Raw genomic sequence first — 21,910 nt, 5'->3', positions numbered from 1 at the left:
GCCATGGCTTGGCTTTCCTTCCGAACGTTCAGAAAATGCGCGGCCCCGCTGAGGGAGTTGAACCAACTCAGCGGGGCCGCACGGGAGTTACCTGGTGAGATGGTCCGGCCCGAAGGCCTGCGGGAGCATCTCCGAGAGCGGCAGGATGCCCGCCGGTGTCTCCACCAGCAGACCGGGACCGCCGAACTCGTACAGCAGCTGACGGCAGCGACCGCACGGGACGAGGATGTCGCCCTTGCCGTCGACGCAGGTGAAGTGCGTCAGCCGGCCACCGCCGGTGCGCTGGAGGTCGGACACGAGCCCGCACTCCGCGCACAGGCCGAGACCGTACGACGCGTTCTCCACGTTGCAGCCGGAGACCGTACGCCCGTCGTCGACCCGGGCGGCGACCCCCACGGGGTAGCCCGAGTACGGGGCATAGGCGTGGGACATCGCCTCCCGCGCCTCGGCGCGCAGTTCGTCCCAGTCCACGGCCAACTCGGCGGCCGGCGAGGTCACTTGCCCTGTCCCTTCCGGTACGGCAGGCCGTCCGCCTTCGGCATCCGCAGATGCTGCGCGGACAGCGAGAGGACCAGCAGGGTGACGATGTACGGGCTGGCGCCGACCAGTTGGGTCGGGACCTGGTCGGTGGTGGCGTACCAGACGAACATCACGGCCGCGACGGCGGCGGTGATGCCGGCGGGAACGTACCGCTTCTTCCACACCAGGTAGGCGCAGCCGGCCACCAGCAGGAAGCCGAGCAACAGGATCAGCGCGTGGACGTTGGTGGCGCCGCCGCGCAGGTTGAGGCTGTCGGTGTAGCCGAACAGGCCCGCGCCGAGGGCGAGTCCGCCCGGCATCCAGTTGCCGAAGATCATCGAGGCGAGGCCGATGTAACCGCGGCCGCCGGTCTGGCCGTCGAGATAGACGTTGGACGCGACGATCGACAGGAACGCGCCGCCGAGGCCGGCGAAGCCGCCGGAGATGATCACGGCGATGTACTTGTACTTGTAGACGTTGACGCCCAGGGACTCGGCGGCCACCGGGTTCTCGCCGCAGGAGCGCAGGCGCAGACCGAAGGCGGTGCGCCACAGGATCCACCAGGTGGCCGGTACGAGGGCCACCGCGATGACGGTGAGCGGGGAGAGGTCGGTGATCAGACCGCCGATCAGGCCCGCGATGTCCGAGATCAGGAACCAGTGCTTCTCGTTGAGCGTGTCCAGCCAGCTCGACAGACCGGGGATGTCGAAGGTGCCCAGGGAGTCGATCGGCGGGGACTGCTTGGCGGAGCCCTGCTCGGTGTTGGCGAAGGTGAACTTCGACAGATAGCGGGTGGTACCCAGCGCCAGGATGTTGATGGCGACACCGGAGACGATGTGGTTGACGTTGAACGTCACCGTGGCGATGGCGTGCAGCAGCGCGCCCAGGCAGCCGCCGACGATGCCGAAGACGACACCGGTCCACGGGCCCCACTGGTAGCCGGCCCAGGCACCGAACCAGGTGCCGAGGATCATCATGCCTTCGAGGCCGATGTTGACGACGCCCGCGCGCTCCGCCCACAGACCGCCGAGACCGGCGAGCCCGATCGGCACGGCGGCCCGCAGAGCGGTGGACATCTGGCCGGTGGAGGTGATGCCGTCCGCGCCGGTGATCAGTCGGACGACCGAGGTGAGGATCAGCGCGCCCGCGATGATCAGCAGGAGCACGGGGAGCGAGAAACGGCGGCCGCCCTTGCCGGGCTGCTGCGCCTTGGGCTTGGCGATGGTCGCGGTGGACATCAGGCCGCCACCTCCTTGTTCTCGGAGTTGTCGATCGCGGCGGCGGCGAGTTCCTCACCGACGCGCTTCTGCTGGCGGCGCAGGCCCCAGGTGCGGACGACCTCGTACGAGATGACGACCGCGAAGACGATCAGGCCCTGCATGATCGTCGCGATCTCCTTCTGGTACGCGACCGGGGTCGCGTAGTCCAGCGCGGGCGACGCCTTGTCGAGGAAGGCCCAGAGGAGGGCTGCGAGGGCGATGCCGCCCGGGTTGTTGCGGCCGAGGAGGGCGATGCCGATCGCGGTGAAGCCCAGGCCCTCGGGGAATGTGAGGCTGTAGGTGTGGCTGTCGCCGAGCAGCAGCGGCAGACCGGCGAGGCCCGCGACACCGCCGGAGATCAGCATCGCGGTGAGGGTCATGCGCTTGGCGTCTACGCCGGAGGCCGCGGCGGCGGTCTCGGAGGCGCCGGTGGCGCGCAGGTCGAAGCCGAAGCGGGTGCGGTTGAGGACGAGCCAGTACAGAACACCCATGATCACGGCGAGGAAGACCAGGCCGTAGATCTCGCCGACGTCCGAGCCCAGGTCGATGCCGGGGATCCAGCCGGACTTCTTCATGATGCCGGTCGTCATGTTGTTGCCGACCTGCACGCCCCAGGTGTTGGTCTGCGTGAGGTAGAGGATCAGGCTGGTGGCGATCGCGTTGAGCATGATCGTCGCGACGACCTCGCTGACCCCGCGGGTGACCTTGAGGACACCCGCGATGCCGGCCCAGAAGGCGCCGGTGAGGATCGCGACGAGGAGCAGCAGCGGCACCTGGAGGACGGCCGGCAGGCCGATGTGCGCGCCGACGACCGCGGTCATCACGGCACCGAGGCGGTACTGGCCGTCGACGCCGATGTTGAACAGGTTCATCCGGAAGCCCAGGGCGACCGCCAGGGCGGCGATGTAGTACATCGACGCCTGGTTGATGATCAGCACCTGGACGTCCGAGTACCCGATCTGCTGGAGCATCAGCGTGTACGGCTCGATCGGGTTCTTGCCCGAGGCGAGCAGCACGACCGAGGTCAGCAGGATCGCGGCGACAAGCGCCATGACCGGGCCGGCCACGGCGAGGAGCACGCGCTCCTTGTCGAACTTCTTCATCGGGCCTCGTCCTCCGGGGCGGTGTCGTCGGCGCCGTCTTCTGCGGACTCTTCGACGTGTTCGAGGTGACCGGACGCGGCGCCGGTCATGGCCGAGCCGAGCTCCTCCGGGGTGACGGTGGCCGGGTCGGCGTCCGCGACCAGCCTGCCGTCGTAGATCACGCGCAGGGTGTCCGACAGGCCGATCAGCTCGTCCAGGTCCGCGGAGATCAGCAGCACGGCCAGGCCCTCGCGGCGGGCCGCGCGGACGTGGTCCCAGATCGCGGCCTGCGCGCCGACGTCCACACCGCGGGTGGGGTGGGCGGCGATCAGGAACTTCGGCGTGTGGCTCATCTCGCGGCCGACGATCAGCTTCTGCTGGTTGCCGCCGGAGAGGGAGGCGGCGGTGACGTCGATGCCGGGGGTGCGGACGTCGTACTCCTCGACGATCCTGCGGGTGTCGGCCTGGGCGCCCTTGATGTCCAGCCAGACGCCCTTGGAGTTGGGGTCCTCGGTGACGTGGCCGAGGATGCGGTTCTCCCACAGCGGGGCTTCCAGGAGGAGGCCGTGGCGGTGGCGGTCCTCGGGGATGTAACCGATGCCGTGCTCGCGGCGCCTGCGGGTGGCCCAGGGAGTGATGTCCTCGCCGAGGAAGCTGATGGTGCCGGAGTCGGCGTTCTTCAGGCCGATCAGCGCGTCGATCAGCTCGGTCTGGCCGTTGCCCTCGACGCCCGCGATGCCCATGACCTCGCCGGCGTGGATGGTGAAGGTGACGTCGTCGAGAACGCGCTTGGCGTCGCCGCCGACGGCCGCGTCGCCGACCAGTCCGCCGCCCACGGGCTCCGACTCGGGGCCGAGGGAGGCGCCGGCGGCGTAGACGGTGAGGCCCTTGACCTCGATGACGGGCTTGTCGGTGACCGTCGACTCGGCGGTCTCCGGGGTGGGCAGTTCGCTGCCGACCATCATCTCGGCGAGCTGGCGGGGGGTGGTCGCGGAGGGGACGGCCGTACCGACCGTGGTGCCGCGCCGGATGACGGTGATCTCGTCGGCGACCGACAGGACCTCACCCAGCTTGTGCGAGATGAAGATGACCGCGAGGCCCTCGGACTTCAGCTCGCGCAGGTTCCTGAAGAGGGCGTCGACCTCCTGCGGCACCAGGACGGCGGTGGGCTCGTCCAGGATCAGGGTGCGGGCGCCGCGGTAGAGGACCTTGAGGATCTCGACGCGCTGGCGCTCGGCGACACCGAGGCTCTCGACGAGGACGTCCGCGCGGACGTTCAGGCCGTAGCGGTCGGAGATCTCCTTGATCTTCTTGCGGGCGCCGCCGCCGATGCCGTGCAGCTTCTCGCTGCCCAGGACCACGTTCTCCAGGACGGTGAGGTTGTCGGCGAGCATGAAGTGCTGGTGGACCATGCCGATGCCGCGGGCGATGGCGTCGGCGGGCGACGAGAAGGTGACGTGCTCGCCGTCGACGGCGATGGTGCCCTCGTCCGGCTTCTGCATGCCGTACAGGATCTTCATCAGGGTCGACTTGCCGGCGCCGTTCTCGCCCACGAGAGCGTGCACGGTGCCTTTGCGGACACTGAAGCGGATGTCGCTGTTGGCGACGACACCCGGGAATCGCTTGGTGATCCCCACCAGCTCGACCGCGATCGTCGACTGATCGCCGAGTGGAGGGTTGCTGGACGCGTCGATGGCGAACTCTCCTCATGGAAAGGGGCCTCTCTACGCGCGTAGCGCCCCTGCTTTAAATAGTGCCCGGACCCGATCGGTTTTTGTCCGGTCTCCGATCCGTTCCGAGCATTCTGCCGCGCGAACGGGGTGCGTCCCTGCCGCCGGTCTCCCGTCGGCAGGGGCGCGAGTCGGCCATCCTCCCCGCGCCCCGTTCCGTGGCCGTAACGCTGTCATTACAGCGCTCTTTTGGCCATGGTCCTGACTGGCCTGGAACCGATGGTTCAGGAGGTCTTGACCGTGATCGAGCCGTCCTTGATGCCCGCCTCGGCCTTCGCGAGGGCGGCCTGCAGGGTGGCGTTGTTCTTGAAGGTCGGGTTGGAGTCGGCCAGGCCGACGCCGCCGTTGCTCAGCGAGCCGCGGATCTCGCCGCTCAGCGGCTTCTTGTCCTTGATGACGGACTTGGAGAGGTCGTACACCGCGCCTGCGACGTTCTTCAGCGCCGAGGTCAGGATGTAGTTCTTGTACTTCGCCAGCGCCGCCTGGTTGTACTGGTCCGAGTCGACGCCGATCGCCCACACCTTGTGCGCGGCGGCGGACTTGATGACGCCCTGGCCGGAGAGACCGGCGGCCGCGTAGACCACGTCCGCGCCGGCCTCGATCTGGCCGTCGGCGGCGGCCTCGCCCTTGTCGGGGCTGGAGAAGCCACCCTGGGCGGCGGTCTGGGTCAGGTACTGCGCCTTGACCGTGACGCCCTTCTTGGTGTCCTTGACGCCCTGCTCGAAGCCCGCCTCGAACTTGTGGATCAGGGGCACGTCCACGCCGCCGATGAAGCCGACGGTGTTCGACTTCGTGGTCAGCGCGGCGGTGACGCCGGCCAGGTAGGAGGACTGCTCCTCGTGGAAGACCATGTCGGCGACGTTGTCGGCCTTGATGGTGTTGTCGTCGATGATGCCGAAGGTGATCTTCGGGAACTTCGCGGCGGCTTCCTTGACGGCGGGGGCGTAGGCGAAGCCGACACCGATCACCGGGTTGTAGCCGGACCTGGCGAGGGTCTCCAGGCGCTGCACCTTGTCCGCGTCGGACTCGTTGTCCTGCGGCTCGACGTCACGGCCGCTGACGCCGAAGTCCTTCTCGGCCTTCTGCAGACCCGCGTAGGCGGCGTCGTTGAAGGACTGGTCACCCTTGCCGCCGACGTCGTAGGCAAGACCGATGCCCTTGGACGTGCCGGAGGAGCTGCTGCTGGAGCTGGACTCGCTGGACGAGCTGCCGCAGGCGGAGACGGTTACTGCAAGAGCTGCGGTTGCAACGCCTGCAACCGCGATTCGGGACACCCGGCGCATGGAACGAGACTCCTTAGTGCAAGCGCCCAAACCAGGCGCTGGTTCCGCCGCAGCGTAACGCGCGTAGACCAGACGGAAAACCCCATCTGTCCGGTCCGTTATAGAGCTGTGGCCACAGATGGTGGCCAGCGTACGGACAGCCTGGCGCCCCTTGCGGGAGGCAAGGGGCGCCAGGCTGCAACGATGCCCGGAGGGCGTAGTTTTCGTGCGTGGTTCTCGCGCGTCGAACTACTTCGTGTTGACGGTGACCTTGCCGTCGATGATGTCCTGCTTGGCCTTGTCGACGGCCGCCACGGCGGCGGTCATGGCCTTGTACTTCGGGTTGGAGTCGGCGAAGCCGACGCCGTCGTTGTCGAGGCCGTAGCGGATCACGCCGGTCTTGGGCTTGCCCTCGTACACGGACTTCACCAGGTCGTACACGGCGCCGCCGACGTTCTTGAGCGCCGAGCCGAGGATGGAGTCCTTGTACTTGGCGAGCGCCTTCTGGTTGTACTGGTCGGAGTCCACACCGATGGCCCACACGCCCTTGGCGGAGGCCTCGGAGATGACGCCCTGGCCGGAGAGACCGGCGGCGGCATACAGGACGTCCGCGCCCGCGTCGATCTGGCCGCTCGCGGCGTCCTTGCCCTTGTCGGGGCTGGAGAAGCCGCCCTGCGCCGCGGTCTGCGTCAGGTACTGCGACTCGATCTTGATGCTCGGGTTGACGGACTTGGCGCCCTGGTCGAAGCCGGCCTCGAACTTGTGGATCAGCGGGACGTCCACGCCGCCGATGAAGCCGATGTGGTTCTTCTTGGTCGCCTTGGCCGCGGCGACGCCCGCGAGGTACGAGGACTGCTCCTCGTGGAAGACGAGGTCGGCCACGTTGGCGGCCTTGTCCTGCTCGTCGTCGATGATGCCGAACGTGATGTTCGGGAACTTCGCGGCGGCTTCCTTGACGGCGGGGGCGTAGGCGAAGCCGACACCGATCACCGGGTTGTAGCCGGCCTGGGCGAGGCTCTCCAGGCGCTGCACCTTGTCCGCGTCGGACTCGTTGTCCTGCGGCTCGATGTCGCGGCCGGTGAGGTTGAACTCCTTCTCGGCCTTCTGGAAACCGGCGTAGGCCGCGTCGTTGAAGGACTGGTCGCCCTTGCCGCCGACGTCGTAGGCGAGGCCGATGCCCTTGCCGGTGTACTTGCCGGACGAGGACGACGAACTGTCGCTGGCCTTGTTGGCATCCTTGCTGGAGCTACCGCACGCGGTAGCCGCGAGGGCGATGACCGTGACGGCCACCGCGGCTTGGGAGAACTTCGTCCTCCGAGATGTATGACGCACAGCAAGCACTCCTTCGTCCTCACGGCACCGTCACCGGACCGCTTCCCCAACGCGCCGCCTCTGGTGGCGATTTCCGCGCACAGTAACGCGCGTAGACGAGGAGGGGAACGGGGTTTCTCCGTGCCGTTACCGGATCGTGCCGCCGCCGCGTTACGTTCACGCGCCGGTGGTTACACCCGGGTGACACAAGCGGACGTAGGGGTACCGAACGGGCACCCCTGCCGCCCCCTTCCGGTCAGAGAGCCGCGTCGATCAGCGCGGCGGCGGTGAACAGCTCCACGCCGACGGTGATCGCGGACTCGTCGGCGTCGAAGTCGCCCTGGTGGAGATCGCGTACGGTCCGCTCCCCCGGCGTGCGCACGCCCAGCCGGGCCATGGCGCCCGGCACGTGCTCCAGGTACCAGGAGAAGTCCTCGCCGCCCAGGCTCTGCTCGGTGTCCTCGACGGAGAGCGGGCCCCGGCGCGCGACCATGGCGTCCCGCAGCAGCTCGGTGACGAGCACGTCGTTGACCACGGGCGGCACCCCGCGTACGTAGTCGATCACGGTCTTGGCCCGGTGCAGCCCTGCGACCTCGTCGATGGCCGCGTGCACGATGTCGGGCGCCCGCCGCCAGGCGTCGAGATCGAGACACCGTACGGTGCCCGACAGCTCGGCGTGCTGCGGAATGACGTTGGGGGCGTGGCCGGACTCGATCCGCCCCCAGGTCACGGAGACCCCGCTGCGCGCGTCCATGCGGCGCGCGACGAGGGCGGGCACGTCGGTGGCGACCCGGGCGGCGGCGGTCACCAGGTCGGTGGTGAGGTGCGGCCGGGCCGTGTGGCCGCCCGGCCCGTCGAGGGAGACCTCCAGCCGGTCGCAGGCGGAGGTGATGGGGCCGACCCGCAACCCGATCTTCCCGCTGTCCACCTTGGGATCGCAGTGCACGGCGATGATCCGCCCGACCCCCTCCAGCACCCCGGACTCGATGGCGTCGGCGGCGCCGCCGGGCAGGATCTCCTCGGCGGGCTGGAAGAGCAGCCGCACCGGCCGGGGCAGCAGCCCCTGTTCGTGCAGCCGGGCCAGCACGAGACCGGCGCCCAGCACCACGGTGGTGTGCACGTCGTGGCCGCAGGCGTGGGCACGGTCGGGCACGGTGGAGCGGTACGCGCAGTCACTCTTCGTGTCCGGGATGGGCAGGGCGTCGATGTCGGCGCGCAGCGCGAGCATGGGTACGGCCGTGTCGCGGGGGCCGATGTCACCGACGAGCCCGGTCCCGATGGCGAGGACACGCGGTTCCAGACCGGCCTGCTCCAGCCGGGCCTTGATCGCGGCGGTGGTCCGGAACTCCTGATTGCCCAGCTCGGGATGCATGTGCAAGTCCCGGCGGAACGCGACGAGTTCGGCGCGCAGGGCCTCCGGCAGGGCGCCCGGAAGCACGTTCCCGACGGATTCGGCCTCGGGCTCTGCCTCGGATGCCTCGGACTCTGGTGACATCAATTGCTTCACCCTCTGAAGGGTAGGGCGCCCGGGTGGTCGACTGACCCTCGATCAACAAAACTTCAACCCGTTAGACGAAGAAAATCTGACCGCCGGCCGCATAGCTGCGCGCGGGGATGGGTATGCTTCCCGCTTCTTCTGGGATACCACGTCCCGTCGAGCGTCGGCCTGCCCCGTCCGCATCCCGGAATCCTCACGACCACGCGACGTTACGGCTACACAGCGTGTCCGCCCTTGGATCTGGCGGGAAGTGGATCTCCGGGCCGCCGGCCCTTGCTAGGGTCCGCCGACGTGACCGACGACTCGTACACGGACGCACCCGCGGACTTCATAGAGGCCACCCGTTCCTCCTACGACGCGATCGCCCCCGCGTACAGCGCGGAACACCCCGACGGCCTGGGCGACGGCCCCCTCGAACACGGCCTGCTGACCGCCTTCGCCGGCCTCGTCCGCGCGGCGGCGCCCGAGGCGCCGGTTGCCGACGTGGGCAGCGGCCCCGGCTATGTGACAGCCCGGCTGAACGCCCTGGGCCTCCCGGCCTTCGGCATCGACATCTCCCCGCACATGGTGGCGCTGGCCCGCGAGGCGCATCCCGAACTCCGGTTCGACGTCGGCTCGATGACATCGCTGGACGTACCGGACGCGACGCTGGGCGGCATCATCGCCCTCTACTCCACGATCCACGTCCCGGACCCCGAACTGCCCGCCGTCCTCTCGGAGTTCCACCGGGTCCTGCGGCCCGGGGGCTACGTCCTGCTCGCCTTCCAGGCCTCGGAGGGCGAGCACATCCACATGACGGAGCGCTACGGCCAGGACATCTCCCTCGACTACTACTTCCGCACCCCGGCCCAGGTCGCCGCGTACCTCACCGGAGCGGGCCTGAACCTGTACGCCCAGGCCCGCGTCGAGCCCCAGGGTCAGCAGAAGTGGGGCCGGGCTTTCGCACTGGCTCACAAGCCGGTGGAGGCGGCGGGGTGACGGTCGGCGTTCAAGGGGCTCCCGCTACAGCGGCGTGAACGTTTCGGCGGCACTCGAAAGGGTGAACGCATCCCGATCGTCCGGACGCCCCGCCCCTTGATCAACCTAGGTTGCGCACATGGTCACATCAACCCACGAGGGCATGCACCGGATCTTCCAGGAGCGGCCCGAGATCCTGGCGCCCGTGTTCAAGGTTCTGGAGGTTCCGTTGTCCGCCAAGGCGACCGTGGACGCCGTCACCACGGACGTGACGGAGACGCGGCCGCTGGAACGCCGGGTGGACACGGTCCTGCGCATCGGCCAGTCCGACGGTGAGGACTTCCTGCTCGCCATCGAGGCCCAGTCGGACAAGAAGGAGGCGAAAGCGGCGAGTTGGGCGTACTACATCGCCTACCTCCAGGCCAAGTACCGGCTGCCCGTGCTGCTTCTCGTGGTCTGCCAGGACCGGGCCACTGCCAAGTGGGCGGTCGGTCCCTTCGAATGCGGCACGAGCGAATGGACGGCCCTGCGGACGTATCCGCTCGTCGCCGGGCCGGACAACCTGCCGGTGATCACCGACACCAGGACCGTGGCGAAGAAGCTCGCGCTGGCCGTCCTCTCCGCCGTGGCCCACGCCCGCACCCCCGAGTGCGGCGCCATACTGGAGTCGATCGGCAACGTCCTCCAAGAACTCCAGGAAACGGACCCCGAGACGGTCGGGTACTTCGCCGAGTTCCTGGAAATCAACCTGGGTAACACTCCCGCGGGAATGCAGTGGAAGGAAATCATGTCGTTCGTCAGCTACTTCCCCGGCCGGGGGACGGTCCGTGAGACGGCCTACCTTGAGGGCAGGGCCGAGGGTGAAGCAGAGGGCAGGGCCCAGGGTGAGGCCGCAGGCGAGGCCAAGGGGATTCTGTTCGTGCTGGAGGTGCGCGGCATCCCCGTACCGGACAGCGTGCGCGAGCGCATCACCGCCTGCACCGATCTCGACCGCATGGACGCCTGGTTGGAGCGTTCCCGCACGGTCGAGCGGGCGGAGGACCTGTTCGCAGCGGACCCGGAGACTCAGGGGACCGGGCCCGAGGCGGCCTGATCCCCGCCCCCTTCCGCCTACGCCGCCGTAACCGCCGACAACCGATGCACATCCTTCGCCGTACCCGTGACCCCCGACAGGAACCCCTGCGCCCGAGGCGAGGCGTTCTCCGTCATCCAGGCGGGATCGATGTCGCAGACCGCGACTCGGACCTCCGTGCCGACCAGGGCCAGCGGCAAGGTGTGGACGACCGTCGACGGGAAGCTGAGGATCGTGCGGCCGATGGGTCCCCGGCGGGCGATGAGCTCAAGCGGGAGGTCCGGGCGGACGATCTCCAGGCCCGTCTCGACGGCCAACCGGTGGAGTTTCTCCGTGCTTTCGCGGCGGTGGGCGAAGTACCGCGTCGCGCCGTGGGCCTTGGCGAGAGAGGCGACCGCCTCCACGTAGCGGTCGGCGTCCACCACGCCCGTTTCCACCAGGGACGTGCCGACCATGTCCGCGCCCTTCGTGATCCGGGGCGGGCCGAAGGTGGCGCGGGTCCAGGCGAACTCGTTCGCCGTGATCGTGACGCCCTCCGGGGTCTCCTCGATCGGCATGGAGGAGAAGATCTCCACCCTGCGGCGGGTGCTGGGGGTCAGACGGCGGCGGGCCGAGGACGACACCGGGGCGAAGATCAGGTCGCGGGGGCCGGGTCGGCCGCCCTTGCGGTGCCAGCGCACCAGGCGTTCCCCGCTGGCGAGTTGGGCGACGAACTCCATCGTCGCGGTGCCGTCGTCCACCACCACCAGGTCGCGTGCCCTGGTGATCGTCAGCAGCAGCTGGACGTATCGCGAGAACGGGTCGCCCATGACGATCCGGTCCGCCTTGCGCAGCAGCCGGGTGAGGCCGCCGATGGTCTGGAAGGGGGCCGCGGGTCCGCCCCGCGCCTCCTCCCAGCGCACGGTGTGGCCCTCGTCGCGGGCGAGGTCGGCCATGCGGCGCAGCTGGCCGCGGGTCATCGGGTCGGTCGGCGACAGGACCACGAGGGTGAGCCCCCCGCCGGGTGCCTCCTCGGCCCGGGGCGCACCGAGGTGCGCCCACTCCAGCACGTTCAGAAGCTGTACCGGACTCTCCACGAACGCGAGAGTGTGGGGGGTGAGGCCGGCGGTGCCGGCGTGGGGGCTCATTGTCGTACGACCGTCCCGTGACCGTAAGTGACGCTGGCGCTTGATGGTTCAGACTCAGACCGAGACCGGCTCGCCCGCCGCCGCGGCGATCTCCGCCTCGGCGACCACGCCGTTGACGCGGCGCAGCTTCTTCATCGGGCCGAGCTCCGAGTCGTAGACCTTCTTGACGCCGTCGCCGAGGGAGGCCTCGATGGTGCGGATGTCGCGGACGAGGCGGGTCAGGCCCTGCGGCTCGACGGAGGCGGCCTGGTCCGAGCCCCACATGGCGCGGTCGAGGGTGATGTGGCGCTCGACGAAGGTGGCGCCGAGGGCGACCGCGGCGAGGGTGGTCTGCAGGCCCGTCTCGTGGCCGGAGTAGCCGATCGGGACGTTGGGGTACTCGGCCTGGAGGGTGTTGATGACGCGGAGGTTGAGCTCCTCGGCCTGCGCCGGGTACGTCGAAGTGGCGTGGCACATCAGGATGTTGTCCGAGCCGAGGACCTCGACCGCGTGGCGGATCTGCTTCGGCGTCGACATGCCGGTGGAGAGGATGACCGTACGGCCGGTCGCGCGGAGGGAGCGCAGGAGCTCGTCGTCCGTGAGGGAGGCGGAGGCGACCTTGTGGGCCGGGACGTCGAACTTCTCCAGGAAGGCGACGGCCTCGGTGTCCCACGGGGAGGCGAACCAGTCGATGTTCTTGCTCTTGGCGTAGTCGTCGATCTGGCGGTACTCGTCCTCGCCGAACTCAACGCGGTGGCGGTAGTCGATGTAGGTCATGCGGCCCCAGGGGGTGTCGCGCTCGATGTCCCACTGGTCGCGCGGGGTGCAGATCTCCGGGGTGCGCTTCTGGAACTTGACGGCATCGCAGCCGGCTTCGGCGGCGGCGTCGATCAGCTTGAAGGCGTTCTCCAGCTCACCGTTGTGGTTGATGCCGATCTCGCCGACGACGTAGACGGGGTGGCCGGGGCCGGCGGTCTTCGAACCGAACTGGCGCAGACGGGAGTTGTTGCTCATGACAGCGGGTTTCCTTACTTGGTGAGGGAATCGAGAGAGGGGCCGAGGATCCAGCTGGCGATCTCTCGGACAGCGCCGTCGCCACCGGGCACGGTGGTGACCGCGCGTGCGGCGCCGCGTACGACGTCGTGGGCGCTCGCGACCGCCACGGGCCAGCCCACGAGGGCGAAGCACGGGAGGTCGTTGACGTCGTTGCCGACGTAGAGCACGCGCTCCGGCGCGATGCCCTGCTCCTCGCACCACTGCTTCAGTGCGAGGTCCTTCCGGTCGATGCCGTGCAGGACCGGGAGCTGGAGCTTCCGGGCCCGGGCGGCGACGACCGGGTTCTGCTCCGAGGACAGGATCAGCATCTTCAGGCCGGTCCTGCGCAGGGCCGCGATGCCGAGGCCGTCTCCGCGGTGCACGGAGACGAACTCCCGTCCTTCGGAATCGATCAGCACCCTGTCGTCGGTCTGGGTGCCGTCGAAGTCGAGTACGACCGCGTCGATGTCGTCGGCGGTCGGGAGCGAACCGGGGCGGTCCGCGTCGAACAGCGGGGCCAACGCCCTTGCCCTGGCCAGCTCGTGGGGATCGTCGATCTCCAACACCCGGGCGGGGTCGGTCCGTACGAGTTCCGTGCGGCCGAAGAAGCGGTGGCCGACCTTGCGGAACCCGGCCGCGTCCATGCCGTAGACGGCGCCGGTCTCCAGGAAGTCCTGGGGGCGGTCCTGGCGGCGCGGGCGGAAGGACTTGTCGTGGTTGACGCCGTAACCGCCGCTGGTGACGGGCGGGTTGGCGACCTTCGTGGTCCCACCGACCTCGTCTGTCCGCGCCGGCTCGACGACCGGGGTCGCCTCGTCGTCGGCGTCGCGCCACACGAAGCCGTGGAAGGGGGCCACGGTGTGGGCGGTGTCGGCGCCGTTCGCGACGATCGCGTTCACGATGCCGTCGACGTCCTCGCGGACGATGAAGGGGCTGGTGCACTGCACGAGCAGGACCACGTCGACGGCCGCGCCGTGCAGCGCCTCGTGGGCGTCCATCGCGTGCAGGACGGCGGCCTCGGAGGTCGCCGTGTCACCGGCGATGGCGGCGGGGCGCAGCACGACCTCGGCGCCGGCCTGGCGGGCGGCGGCGGCGATGGCCTGGTCGTCGGTGGAGACGACCACGTCCGTCACCAGCCGCGAGGCGCGGCACTCGCGGACGGCGCGGGCCACCAGCGGCACTCCGCCGACGGGGGCGAGGTTCTTGGCGGGGACGCCCTTCGAGCCGCCGCGCGCGGGGATCACCGCGAGCACCCGGCGCACCGAAGCGCCTTGGCCCGCTTGCGGGTTGGACATGGGCTCTACTCCTTGAGCGGGACTGTCGGCGTTCACAGCTCCCCCATCCGGCGGATGACGGGTGCCACGCGCTGCACGCCGTGGCGGTAGGCGCCGCGTGCGGCCCGGCGCACGATCTGCCGGACGGGGCCCGGCTCCTTGTCGGCGGCGGGGGCGCCTGGCAGCGGGGTGCCGTCCGGGCCGAGGTGGTGGCGGGCGAGGATGCCGGGCAGATAACCGGGGGCTGTCTCGGGTGTGTAGTACGGGGCGAGGGCGGGCATCCCGTCGCCGGCCAGCAGCTTGGCGATGCGCTCCCGGGCCGCATCGAAGGCCGTCTCGTACGACCCTCCCCCAGAGGGGGGACCCCCAGCCATGACCCCCTGCCGGGCCACCCACTCCGCGTTGGGCACCGGCTTGTACCCGGCGTCGAGCTGCTCCCAGGAGGCGAGGCACCCGGAGCCCACGAAGTGGTGGTTGCCGAGCCCTTCGCGGATGCCGAGGTCGGTCAGCACGACGGTGGGGATGCGGCGGTGCAGGGACTCCAGGGCGGCCGTCGAGCTGATGGTCACCAGGAGGTCGGTGCGGTCGAGCACCTCGCCCATGTGCCCGTACACCAGGCGGAAGTTGGCGGGGAGGTCCTTGCCCTGGACCAGCTTCTGGTAGGGCAACTCCTCGATGTGCGTGGTGTGTTCGCCGGGCTTGGAGCGCAGCTTGAGGAGGATCTCGCGGTTCGGGTGGAACCGTGCGTGCCGGATCGCCCTGTCGAGCAGGTAGTTGCGGTCCCTGCGGTTGTCGGGCACGGAGGGCTGCACCGCGAAGACCACCGTGTACGGGTCGTGTTCGCCGGTGTACGCGTCCCCGCCGAGGAACGGCAGGGCGACCTCGGTCACCGCCGAGGAGTCGGCGCCGACCCCGTCGTAGACCTCACGGAAACGGTCCGCGTCCTGGCGGGAGTTGGCGAGGACGAGGTCCGCGCCGTGCCGCAGCAGCAGGCCGTCGGCGAGCTTCTCGTAGACGACTCCGACATAGCCGGTGACGACGACGGGCCGCTCGGTGCGTCCGTGCCAGGCCCGTGCCAGTCCGTGCAGCATCGCCTGGACCCCGCCGCCCACGAGGGAGAGGACGAGGATGTCGTACTGGTCCTCGGGGCCTCGCTGCATGGCGCGCAGGAACTCGACGGCGGTCACCTCGCGGAGGGAGTCCGCGGTGACGCCGACTTCCTTCAGCTGGCGGGCTGTTGGGGTGGCACGACCCCGCAGGAGGTATCCGTCCAAAGAGATGTCCGAATTCGGCGGAGCGATGCGGTTCGCGGTGAGCGAACCCCATTTCCACCGGGTGTCGGAATCCGCGAGAACGGCGACTCGCAGGGTCTGCGTTGCACTTGCTGGCACACCGAAGACGCTAGGAAGGCATTCCGTTGATCGGCCCAACCCGAAGGCAACAGACGGTTAACAGCACACCGCCGAATGGCGAATCAGGGCGCCCCGGGCGCGAAATCCTGACCGCTTCATAGGTTCGCCACGCGCCGTTCATCCAATATCAAGGTGAAGGTAAAGACGGATGGCGGGCCGCCGCCTAACGTCGTCTGCGTGGTCAAGCTCTCCGTCATCGTGCCGTTCTACAACGTGCAGCAATACGCGCCCGACACGCTCAGGAGCCTGCGGGCGAACGCGCGCTCGGACTTCGAATTCATTCTCGTCGACGACTGTTCGCGCGACGGGACACCCGACATTCTCGCGCGCGCGGAGCGCGAGTTGCCAGGCGCGGTGCATGTCCGACACGAGAAGAACGGAGGACTGGCGACCGCGCGCAACACCGGGATCGACAAGGCCCGGGGGGAGTATCTGACGTTCCTCGACGGGGACGACTGGCTCGCCCCCGGCTACTTCCTCCAACTGGTGGACGCCATCGAGGAGTTGGACTGCGACTTCGTGCGCACGGACCATGTCCAGTGCACCGCGCGGGCCCGCACCGTCCAGCGGATGCCGCACGGCAGGCGCGGGGTCGTGATGAATCCGCGCGAGGCGATCCTGCCCGCCGACCGGTCCACCTCCGTCGACTACGCCTACGCCTGGGCGGGCGTCTACCACCGCCGGCTGGTCGACCGCGGCCTGCTCCACTTCACCGACGGGCTGCGCACGGCCGAGGACCGGCCGTGGATCTGGAAGCTGCACCGGGAGGCGGAATCCTTCGCCGCGGTGAGCCTGCTCGGCGTGTTCTACCGGCGCGGGGTCGCCTCCTCCCTCACTCAGATCGGGGATGTCCGCCAACTCGATTTCATTCGCGCTTTCGACCAGGTCATCGAGGAAACCGCACAGGACCGGGACGCGGACAAACTGCTCCCCAAGGCCGTCCGTACATATTGCGCAATCATTTCCCATCATCTGGGATCCATCGAAAGGTTCGAGCCGGCGGTGGCGAGAAAACTGAAGTCGATGAGCGCCGTCGCCCTGCGACGCATGCCACAGGACGTGGTGGACGAGGCGCTCGACTCCATGGACATCCAGCGCGCGACGAGGCTGCGCCGACTGCGCCGCCGTCCCGCCGCCGCGGGGGCCGCCGCGTGACCACTCAGATCTTCCTGGCGTCGACGCTGTACGGCACCGCCACGCTGGCCGCCGCCCTCGACTCCGACTGTTTCCGCCCCGCCGACCGGCGCATCCTCCTGGTCTGCAACAACTCGGCGACCCCCGAGACCACACCCGGCCTCGACGAGGCCCCCGGCTTCGGGCGGCTGCGGGAACGCTTCGACGACGTGCTGTCGTGGAACGAGACCATCTCCCCCTTCCACCCCGGCGGCTGGTCCCCCCGCCTCGACGACGTACCGCTGTGGGAGCGGCATCTGCGCCTCCTGTGGAACCTCGGCGACGACGAGGTGGAGCTGGTCGTCGAGTCGATCCAGGTCAACCCCGCGCTCGGCTTCTGCCAGATCTTCACCGGCGCCCCCGTCACCGTCTACGCCGACGGCCTGATGAGCTACGGCCCGACCCGCAACAAGATCGACCCGCTGGTCGGCACCCGGGTGGACCGGCTGCTCCACCTGGACCTGGTCCCGGGCCTCACCCCGCTGCTGCTCACCGAGTTCGGCGTCGGGCCGGAGATCGTCCCGACCGACGCCTTCGTCAAGGTGCTGGCCGAACTCGGCGACACCGCCGACGAGTTGCCCCCGCTGCCGGACGAACCCGCCCTGCTGCTCGGCCAGTACCTCTCCGCGCTCGACATCCTCACCGCCGAGGAGGAGGAGGACCTGCACGTCCGGATGCTCAAGGGCGTGGTCCAACTCGGCCACACGCGGGTGGTGTTCAAGCCGCACCCCTCGGCGCCGGCCCGCTGGTCGCGCGCGCTGGAGCAGGAGGCGGAGAAGCTCGGCGCCGAGCTCACGGTCCTCGACACCCCGGTCCTCGCCGAGGTCCTCTACCAGCGGCTGCGGCCCGTCCTGGTCGTCGGCTGCTTCTCCACCGCCCTGCTCACCGCGAGCGCGCTCTACGGCCTGCCGGTCGCCCGCACCGGCACGTCGACGCTGCTGGACCGGCTGACGCCGTACGAGAACAGCAACCGGGTGCCGGTGACGGTCGTCGACGCGCTGGTGCCCGAGCTGACGGACCGTGCGGCGGTCACCGAGCAGCGCGAGGGCATGGCCCTGGCGGTGCTCAACGAGCTTGTCCGGGCGGTCGGTTACGCGATGCAGCCGAAGATCTACCCGAACCTGCGCCCGGCCGCCGAGGCGTATCTGACGCGGCGGCTCGACGGGCACAGCTGGCGCTACTTCAAGCGCAAGCGCCTCACCTCGCTGGCACTGCCCGGCGCGGTACCGGCCCAGCTCGCGTTCATCCCGCGCAACGCGACCGTACGCCGGGTCGCCCGGCGGGCCCGCCTGCTCAAGCGGACCGTGAGCCGCTGACGCGGGGCGTACGACAGACCGGCGGGTCGGCCCCCCAGGGGCCGGCCCGCCGCCTTACACGCGGGTTGTTGCGGTGGCCCCACAAGGTTGGGGACACGGAAGCAAAACCTGGATGAACGGGCGTGGACAGGGTGGCGAAGGGTCGCGGCGAGAGCGTAGACCCGGCCGGATGTCGTTCTAGTGTGCTGAGACCGAGCCAAGTCCCATCGAGGGGAAACCTGTGATCGACACGCCCGCGGACACCCGGGAGAACCCGACGGGCACCGTGGTCCGCGCCGTCCTGCCGCCGACCGCCGACGCGGCTCCCCCGCCCGAGCCGCCGCAGCCGCCCAAGCGCCGGGAGACCCGACTGCGCGCCCTGGACGGGCTGCGCCTGGTCGCCGCGCTGATGGTGGCGGCCTATCACTACGGCGGCCGGGACGGCGACGTCGTCCAGGCGTGGGGCACCTCGCCCAGGCACCAGTTCCCCACGCTGCACACGCTGTTCTCGTACGGCTGCCTCGGCGTGCAGGTGTTCTTCGTGATCAGCGGTTTCGTCATCTGCATGAGCGGCTGGGGCCGCCCGCTGCGCTCCTTCTTCGCCTCCCGCGCCTCCCGGCTGCTGCCCGCGTACTGGGCGGCGATCCTCATCGTCACCGGCGTCTTCGCGCTGCCGATGGTGGCGTACAAGGCCGGCACGCCGAGCGACGTCCTGGTCAACCTGACCATGCTGCAGATGCCGTTGGGCGTCGACCGGGTGCTCGGCGTGTGCTGGACGCTGTGGGCGGAGATCCGCTTCTACGCGCTGTTCGCCCTGTGCGTGGTACTGCCCGGCGCCAACCGGCGGCGCGTGATCATGTTCTGCGCCGGCTGGACGCTGGCCGCGGCGATCACGCAGGGCGCCAAGTCGCCGCTGCTCGACATCGTCCTGATGCCCGAGTACGCGCCGTACTTCATCGGCGGCGTCGGCCTCTACCTCGTGCACCGCGACCGCAAGGACGCCTACGCGTGGGGCATCGTCGCCGTCAGCTGGCTGATCGGCCAGCACTACGCGGTGGCCAAGCTGTGGCACGCGCCCAGCGACACGGCCTTCTCCAACCGTTCCGCTTGGGGCATCATCCTGGTCGTCACCTTCGGCTACGTCGCCGTCGCCGCGATCGCGCTGGGCTGGCTGCGCTGGGCGAACTGGCGCTGGCTGACGGTCGCGGGCGCGCTGACGTACCCCTTCTACCTCGTCCACGAACACCTGGGCTGGGTCGTCATCAAGGCCTACCACCGGACCCTGGGCATCCCGTCGTACGCGACGATCGTGCTCACCGTCCTGACCATGCTGCTACTGGCATACGCACTGAACCGCGTGGTCGAGAACCGGCTGACCCCCCGGCTGCGGGCCCTGCTGTCGACGCCGCGCAACTGACGGACTCCCGCGCACAGGTGCCGCACAGGAATTGGCCTGTCATTCATCTCCGCGCCCGTTTGGCCGGCCGGCGATGGGCAGATGCTGAGGAGTCCCGCACGGGCTCAAACAGGCGAGCCTGTCCGTACCAGGGAGTGTTCTCCACGATGGCCCTCGTACCAGGCACGATACGACCGCCCCGCCGGCTCGACGACGTTCCCGGCTGGTTTCCCGTTCTCGACCAGCTGCTCTTCGAATGGTTCCTGGACCGGCAGAAGGCCACGGGAACGCGCGGCGATCTGCTGGAAGTCGGGGTGTACATGGGGAAGAGCGCGATCCGTCTCGGCCGGCACGGCCGGGACGGTGAGAACTTCACGGTCTGCGACCTCTTCGAGGGCGACGCCCTGGACGACGCCAACCAGGCCGAGTCGACGAAGTCGTACAGCGCGCTCACCCAGCAGGTCTTCGAGGAGAACTACCTCGCCTTCCACGACACCCTGCCCCGGGTCCTGAAGGGCCCCAGCAGCATCGTGCCGGGCGAGGTCGCCCCGGCCAGCTGCCGCTTCGTCCACATCGACGCCTCGCACCTGTACGAGCACGTCCGCGACGACATCGGCGCGGCCCGCGAGGCGCTGCGGCCCGGCGGGATCGTGGTCCTGGACGACTTCCGCTCGGAGCACACGCCCGGCGTCTCCGTGGCGGTCTGGGAGGCGGTGCTCACCAGGGGCCTGCGCCCGATCTGCCTGAGCACGCAGAAGCTCTACGGCACCTGGGAGGACCCGGGACCCGTCCAGGACGAGCTGCTGGCGATGGTGCGCGGGCGCGAGGACTGCCACCTCAGCATCCAGCAGGCCGCGGGGCACCGCATCGTCCGCCTGAAGTCCAAGAAGGGCATGCAGGCCCCGCCCTTCCCGCCGTCCCGGTTCGCGCACCGCGCGGAGAAGGCCGCGCCGGGACAGTCGACGGCCGCGGCCCCGCTCCGCCGCCGTGGCACGGTCCGCGCCCGCCGGCTCGCGGCCGACGTCCTCCCGCCGATCCTCACCCGCGCGATCCGCAACGGCCTCAGCCGGTCCTGAACCGGGCCTCGATGCCCGCGATCACCAGGTCGAGCCCTTCCTCGAAGTGCCGGCCGTAGTCCTGGAAGATCTCCGCGCCCGCCGCGGCCGACAGGGGGAAGTCGGCCATCAGGCGGGCGCGTTCGTCCATGTCGTAGCCCTCGCGGCGCTCGTCCGGCAGTGGCTGCACGCCCTGTTCCTCGCTGACGAAACCGATCGTGTAGAGGTACGACGTCGAGGTCGCGCGGACCGCCTGGGCGAGGGTGAAGCCGGCCTCCGTGAACAGCCGCAGGGTGTCCTCCATCTGCACCGCGTGCAGGGTGCCGGTGAAGCGTGAGCCGCTGAAGACCTTGGCGCCGTCGCGGTAGCCGAGCAGCGCGGCGCGCAGACCCTGGTTGGACTTCAGCAGCCGCTCCTGCCAGGTGTCCTCGCGAGCGAGCGGGGCGTCGGCGACCATCCGCCGGTACATCTCGGTCGCCATCTCGTCGAGCAGCGCCTGCTTGTCCTTGAAGTGCCAGTAGAGGGCGGGCGCCTTGACCCGCGCCCCGGACCGCACGGTCGAGGGCGTCCGCCTCTTCGACACCTTCCGCGGCCCGCACTGGACCCTGCTGGCCCTGGACACAAAGCCCCCGGCTGCCGTCCCCGCCTCGGTCCCCGTCGTGGAGGGCCCCGCGGTCGAGACGTACGGCACGGGCCTCTTCCTGGTCCGCCCCGACGGCTACGTCGGCTGGGCGGGCGCCACGGACGACGGCCTCGCGGAGTACGGGGACAGTCTCGGCCTCCGCTGGACCGACTAGACCGAACTCGCCAGTGACAGCTTGACCGCGAAGCCCAGGAACAGCGCGCCCGCCGCCGAGGTCGCCCCGGCCGCGAGCCGCCTGCGCCGGCGGAAGGCCGTCGCCAGCCGGGTCCCGCCGAAGATCAGCGCACTGAGGTAGAGGAAGCTCGCCACCTGCGCGAAGAAGCCGAGCACGACGAACGACAGCGCGGGGTAGGCGTACCCCGGGTCGACGAACTGCACGAAGAAGGCGACGAAGAACAGAATCGCCTTCGGGTTGAAGAGACTGACGACGAAGGCACGCCGGTACGGCCGCTCGTCGGCGGCCTCCGCGGCGGGAGCCGCCTCCGTGGCCGCCCGCTCCTTCCGGGTCCGCCACATCGCCCACGCGGCCCGCAGCATCCCGAACGCGAGCCAGGTCAGATACCCGGCCCCCGCGTACTTCACGATCCCGAACAGCACGGCATTGGCCTGCAACAGCGAAGCGACCCCGGCCGCGGACAGCGTCATCAGCACGGTGTCCCCGCACCAGACACCGGCGGCGGCCGTGTACCCGGCCCGGGTGCCGCGCCGGGCGGCGACCGAGAGGACGTACAGCGAGTTGGGGCCGGGCAGCAGAACGATCAGGACCAGGCCGGCGAGGTAGGTGGGGAGGTCTATGACACCGAACATGGGAACGAGTGTGTCATGGGGTTA

At 69.7% G+C, this 21,910-nt stretch carries 18 protein-coding genes and 2 pseudogenes; 7 read left to right on the top strand and 13 right to left on the bottom strand.

Going from position 1 to position 21,910, the window contains the following annotated elements; all coding sequences use genetic code 11:
• Window positions 1–87: 87 nt before the first annotated feature.
• The 7 genes from AB0I51_RS15205 to AB0I51_RS15175 form a co-directional block, all read right to left on the bottom strand.
• Window positions 88–498 (bottom strand): cytidine deaminase, encoded by a 411-nt coding sequence (locus tag AB0I51_RS15205; RefSeq protein WP_019066919.1) that lies wholly within the window; start codon window positions 496–498, stop codon window positions 88–90.
• The gene (locus AB0I51_RS15200) at window positions 495–1,757 is read right to left on the bottom strand and encodes an ABC transporter permease (protein WP_362975100.1); all 1,263 of its coding nucleotides are present in this window, start codon (window positions 1,755–1,757) and stop codon (window positions 495–497) included. Before AB0I51_RS15200 ends, AB0I51_RS15205 begins: the two co-directional genes overlap by 4 nt.
• The gene (locus AB0I51_RS15195) at window positions 1,757–2,881 is read right to left on the bottom strand and encodes an ABC transporter permease (RefSeq protein ID WP_362975098.1); all 1,125 of its coding nucleotides are present in this window, start codon (window positions 2,879–2,881) and stop codon (window positions 1,757–1,759) included. The genes AB0I51_RS15200 and AB0I51_RS15195 overlap by 1 nt, the downstream gene beginning before the upstream one ends.
• Window positions 2,878–4,512, bottom strand: coding sequence for an ABC transporter ATP-binding protein (locus AB0I51_RS15190; protein WP_362975171.1), 1,635 nt, complete (start codon window positions 4,510–4,512; stop codon window positions 2,878–2,880). The genes AB0I51_RS15195 and AB0I51_RS15190 overlap by 4 nt, the downstream gene beginning before the upstream one ends.
• Before the next feature lie 302 nt (window positions 4,513–4,814).
• Window positions 4,815–5,873 (bottom strand): BMP family ABC transporter substrate-binding protein, encoded by a 1,059-nt coding sequence (locus AB0I51_RS15185; protein ID WP_362975096.1) that lies wholly within the window; start codon window positions 5,871–5,873, stop codon window positions 4,815–4,817.
• Window positions 5,874–6,101: 228 nt separating this feature from the next.
• Complete coding sequence (locus AB0I51_RS15180; protein ID WP_362975169.1) at window positions 6,102–7,142, bottom strand: BMP family ABC transporter substrate-binding protein; 1,041 nt, start codon at window positions 7,140–7,142, stop codon at window positions 6,102–6,104.
• Between the two features lie 277 nt (window positions 7,143–7,419).
• Window positions 7,420–8,658, bottom strand: coding sequence for an amidohydrolase (locus AB0I51_RS15175; protein ID WP_362975094.1), 1,239 nt, complete (start codon window positions 8,656–8,658; stop codon window positions 7,420–7,422).
• 294 nt (window positions 8,659–8,952) lie between these two features.
• On the opposite strand from AB0I51_RS15175, the gene AB0I51_RS15170 reads away from it, so the two are divergent.
• Both AB0I51_RS15170 and AB0I51_RS15165 read left to right on the top strand, forming a co-directional pair.
• Window positions 8,953–9,639, top strand: a complete 687-nt coding sequence (locus AB0I51_RS15170; RefSeq protein WP_362975092.1) for a class I SAM-dependent methyltransferase — start codon at window positions 8,953–8,955, stop codon at window positions 9,637–9,639.
• A 118-nt stretch (window positions 9,640–9,757) separates the two neighbouring features.
• Window positions 9,758–10,711, top strand: a complete 954-nt coding sequence (locus tag AB0I51_RS15165; protein WP_362975090.1) for a hypothetical protein — start codon at window positions 9,758–9,760, stop codon at window positions 10,709–10,711.
• A gap of 17 nt (window positions 10,712–10,728) precedes the next feature.
• Here the strand turns inward: AB0I51_RS15165 and AB0I51_RS15160 are convergent, their stop codons facing one another.
• From AB0I51_RS15160 to AB0I51_RS15145, 4 genes are read right to left on the bottom strand one after another with little or no spacing between them, the layout of a single operon-like run.
• Window positions 10,729–11,817 (bottom strand): hypothetical protein, encoded by a 1,089-nt coding sequence (locus AB0I51_RS15160; RefSeq protein ID WP_362975088.1) that lies wholly within the window; start codon window positions 11,815–11,817, stop codon window positions 10,729–10,731.
• Between the two features lie 54 nt (window positions 11,818–11,871).
• Window positions 11,872–12,810 (bottom strand): N-acetylneuraminate synthase family protein, encoded by a 939-nt coding sequence (locus tag AB0I51_RS15155; RefSeq protein ID WP_262056054.1) that lies wholly within the window; start codon window positions 12,808–12,810, stop codon window positions 11,872–11,874.
• Between the two features lie 14 nt (window positions 12,811–12,824).
• A complete protein-coding gene (locus AB0I51_RS15150; RefSeq protein WP_362975086.1) occupies window positions 12,825–14,126 on the bottom strand; it encodes an N-acylneuraminate cytidylyltransferase in 1,302 nt (433 codons plus the stop codon).
• 32 nt (window positions 14,127–14,158) lie between these two features.
• Window positions 14,159–15,496: a DUF6716 putative glycosyltransferase gene (locus tag AB0I51_RS15145; RefSeq protein WP_362975084.1), complete on the bottom strand. Its 1,338-nt coding sequence runs from the start codon at window positions 15,494–15,496 to the stop codon at window positions 14,159–14,161.
• Between the two features lie 198 nt (window positions 15,497–15,694).
• Between AB0I51_RS15145 and AB0I51_RS15140 the strand changes: the two genes are divergently transcribed.
• The 4 genes from AB0I51_RS15140 (at window position 15,695) to AB0I51_RS15125 (ending at window position 20,457) form a co-directional block, all read left to right on the top strand.
• Window positions 15,695–16,672 (top strand): glycosyltransferase family 2 protein, encoded by a 978-nt coding sequence (locus AB0I51_RS15140; protein ID WP_362975082.1) that lies wholly within the window; start codon window positions 15,695–15,697, stop codon window positions 16,670–16,672.
• Window positions 16,669–18,006, top strand: coding sequence for an alpha-2,8-polysialyltransferase family protein (locus AB0I51_RS15135; RefSeq protein ID WP_362975080.1), 1,338 nt, complete (start codon window positions 16,669–16,671; stop codon window positions 18,004–18,006). The genes AB0I51_RS15140 and AB0I51_RS15135 overlap by 4 nt, the downstream gene beginning before the upstream one ends.
• 220 nt (window positions 18,007–18,226) lie before the next feature.
• Window positions 18,227–19,402, top strand: coding sequence for an acyltransferase (locus AB0I51_RS15130; protein WP_362975078.1), 1,176 nt, complete (start codon window positions 18,227–18,229; stop codon window positions 19,400–19,402).
• A 146-nt stretch (window positions 19,403–19,548) separates the two neighbouring features.
• Window positions 19,549–20,457: a class I SAM-dependent methyltransferase gene (locus AB0I51_RS15125; protein WP_362975076.1), complete on the top strand. Its 909-nt coding sequence runs from the start codon at window positions 19,549–19,551 to the stop codon at window positions 20,455–20,457.
• On the opposite strand, the pseudogene AB0I51_RS15120 reads toward AB0I51_RS15125, so the two are convergent.
• A pseudogene (locus AB0I51_RS15120) lies at window positions 20,444–20,995 on the bottom strand (TetR/AcrR family transcriptional regulator C-terminal domain-containing protein); the annotation flags it as partial. The gene AB0I51_RS15125 and the pseudogene AB0I51_RS15120 sit on opposite strands and share 14 nt — an antisense overlap.
• Here AB0I51_RS15120 and AB0I51_RS15115 point away from each other — a divergent pair.
• Window positions 20,976–21,233 (top strand): annotated as a pseudogene (locus AB0I51_RS15115) (pentachlorophenol monooxygenase); the annotation flags it as partial. The pseudogenes AB0I51_RS15120 and AB0I51_RS15115 overlap by 20 nt on opposite strands.
• On the opposite strand, the gene leuE reads toward AB0I51_RS15115, so the two are convergent.
• Window positions 21,230–21,886 (bottom strand): leucine efflux protein LeuE, encoded by a 657-nt coding sequence (leuE, locus tag AB0I51_RS15110; protein WP_362975074.1) that lies wholly within the window; start codon window positions 21,884–21,886, stop codon window positions 21,230–21,232. The pseudogene AB0I51_RS15115 and the gene leuE overlap by 4 nt on opposite strands.
• Between the last annotated feature and the right edge of the window lie 24 nt (window positions 21,887–21,910).

It is taken from the genome of Streptomyces sp. NPDC050549 (genome assembly GCF_040655035.1).
GTDB lineage: Bacteria > Actinomycetota > Actinomycetes > Streptomycetales > Streptomycetaceae > Streptomyces.
Note: the sequence above shows the minus strand (reverse complement) of the source record. Positions and strands in the feature narration are given on the sequence as shown.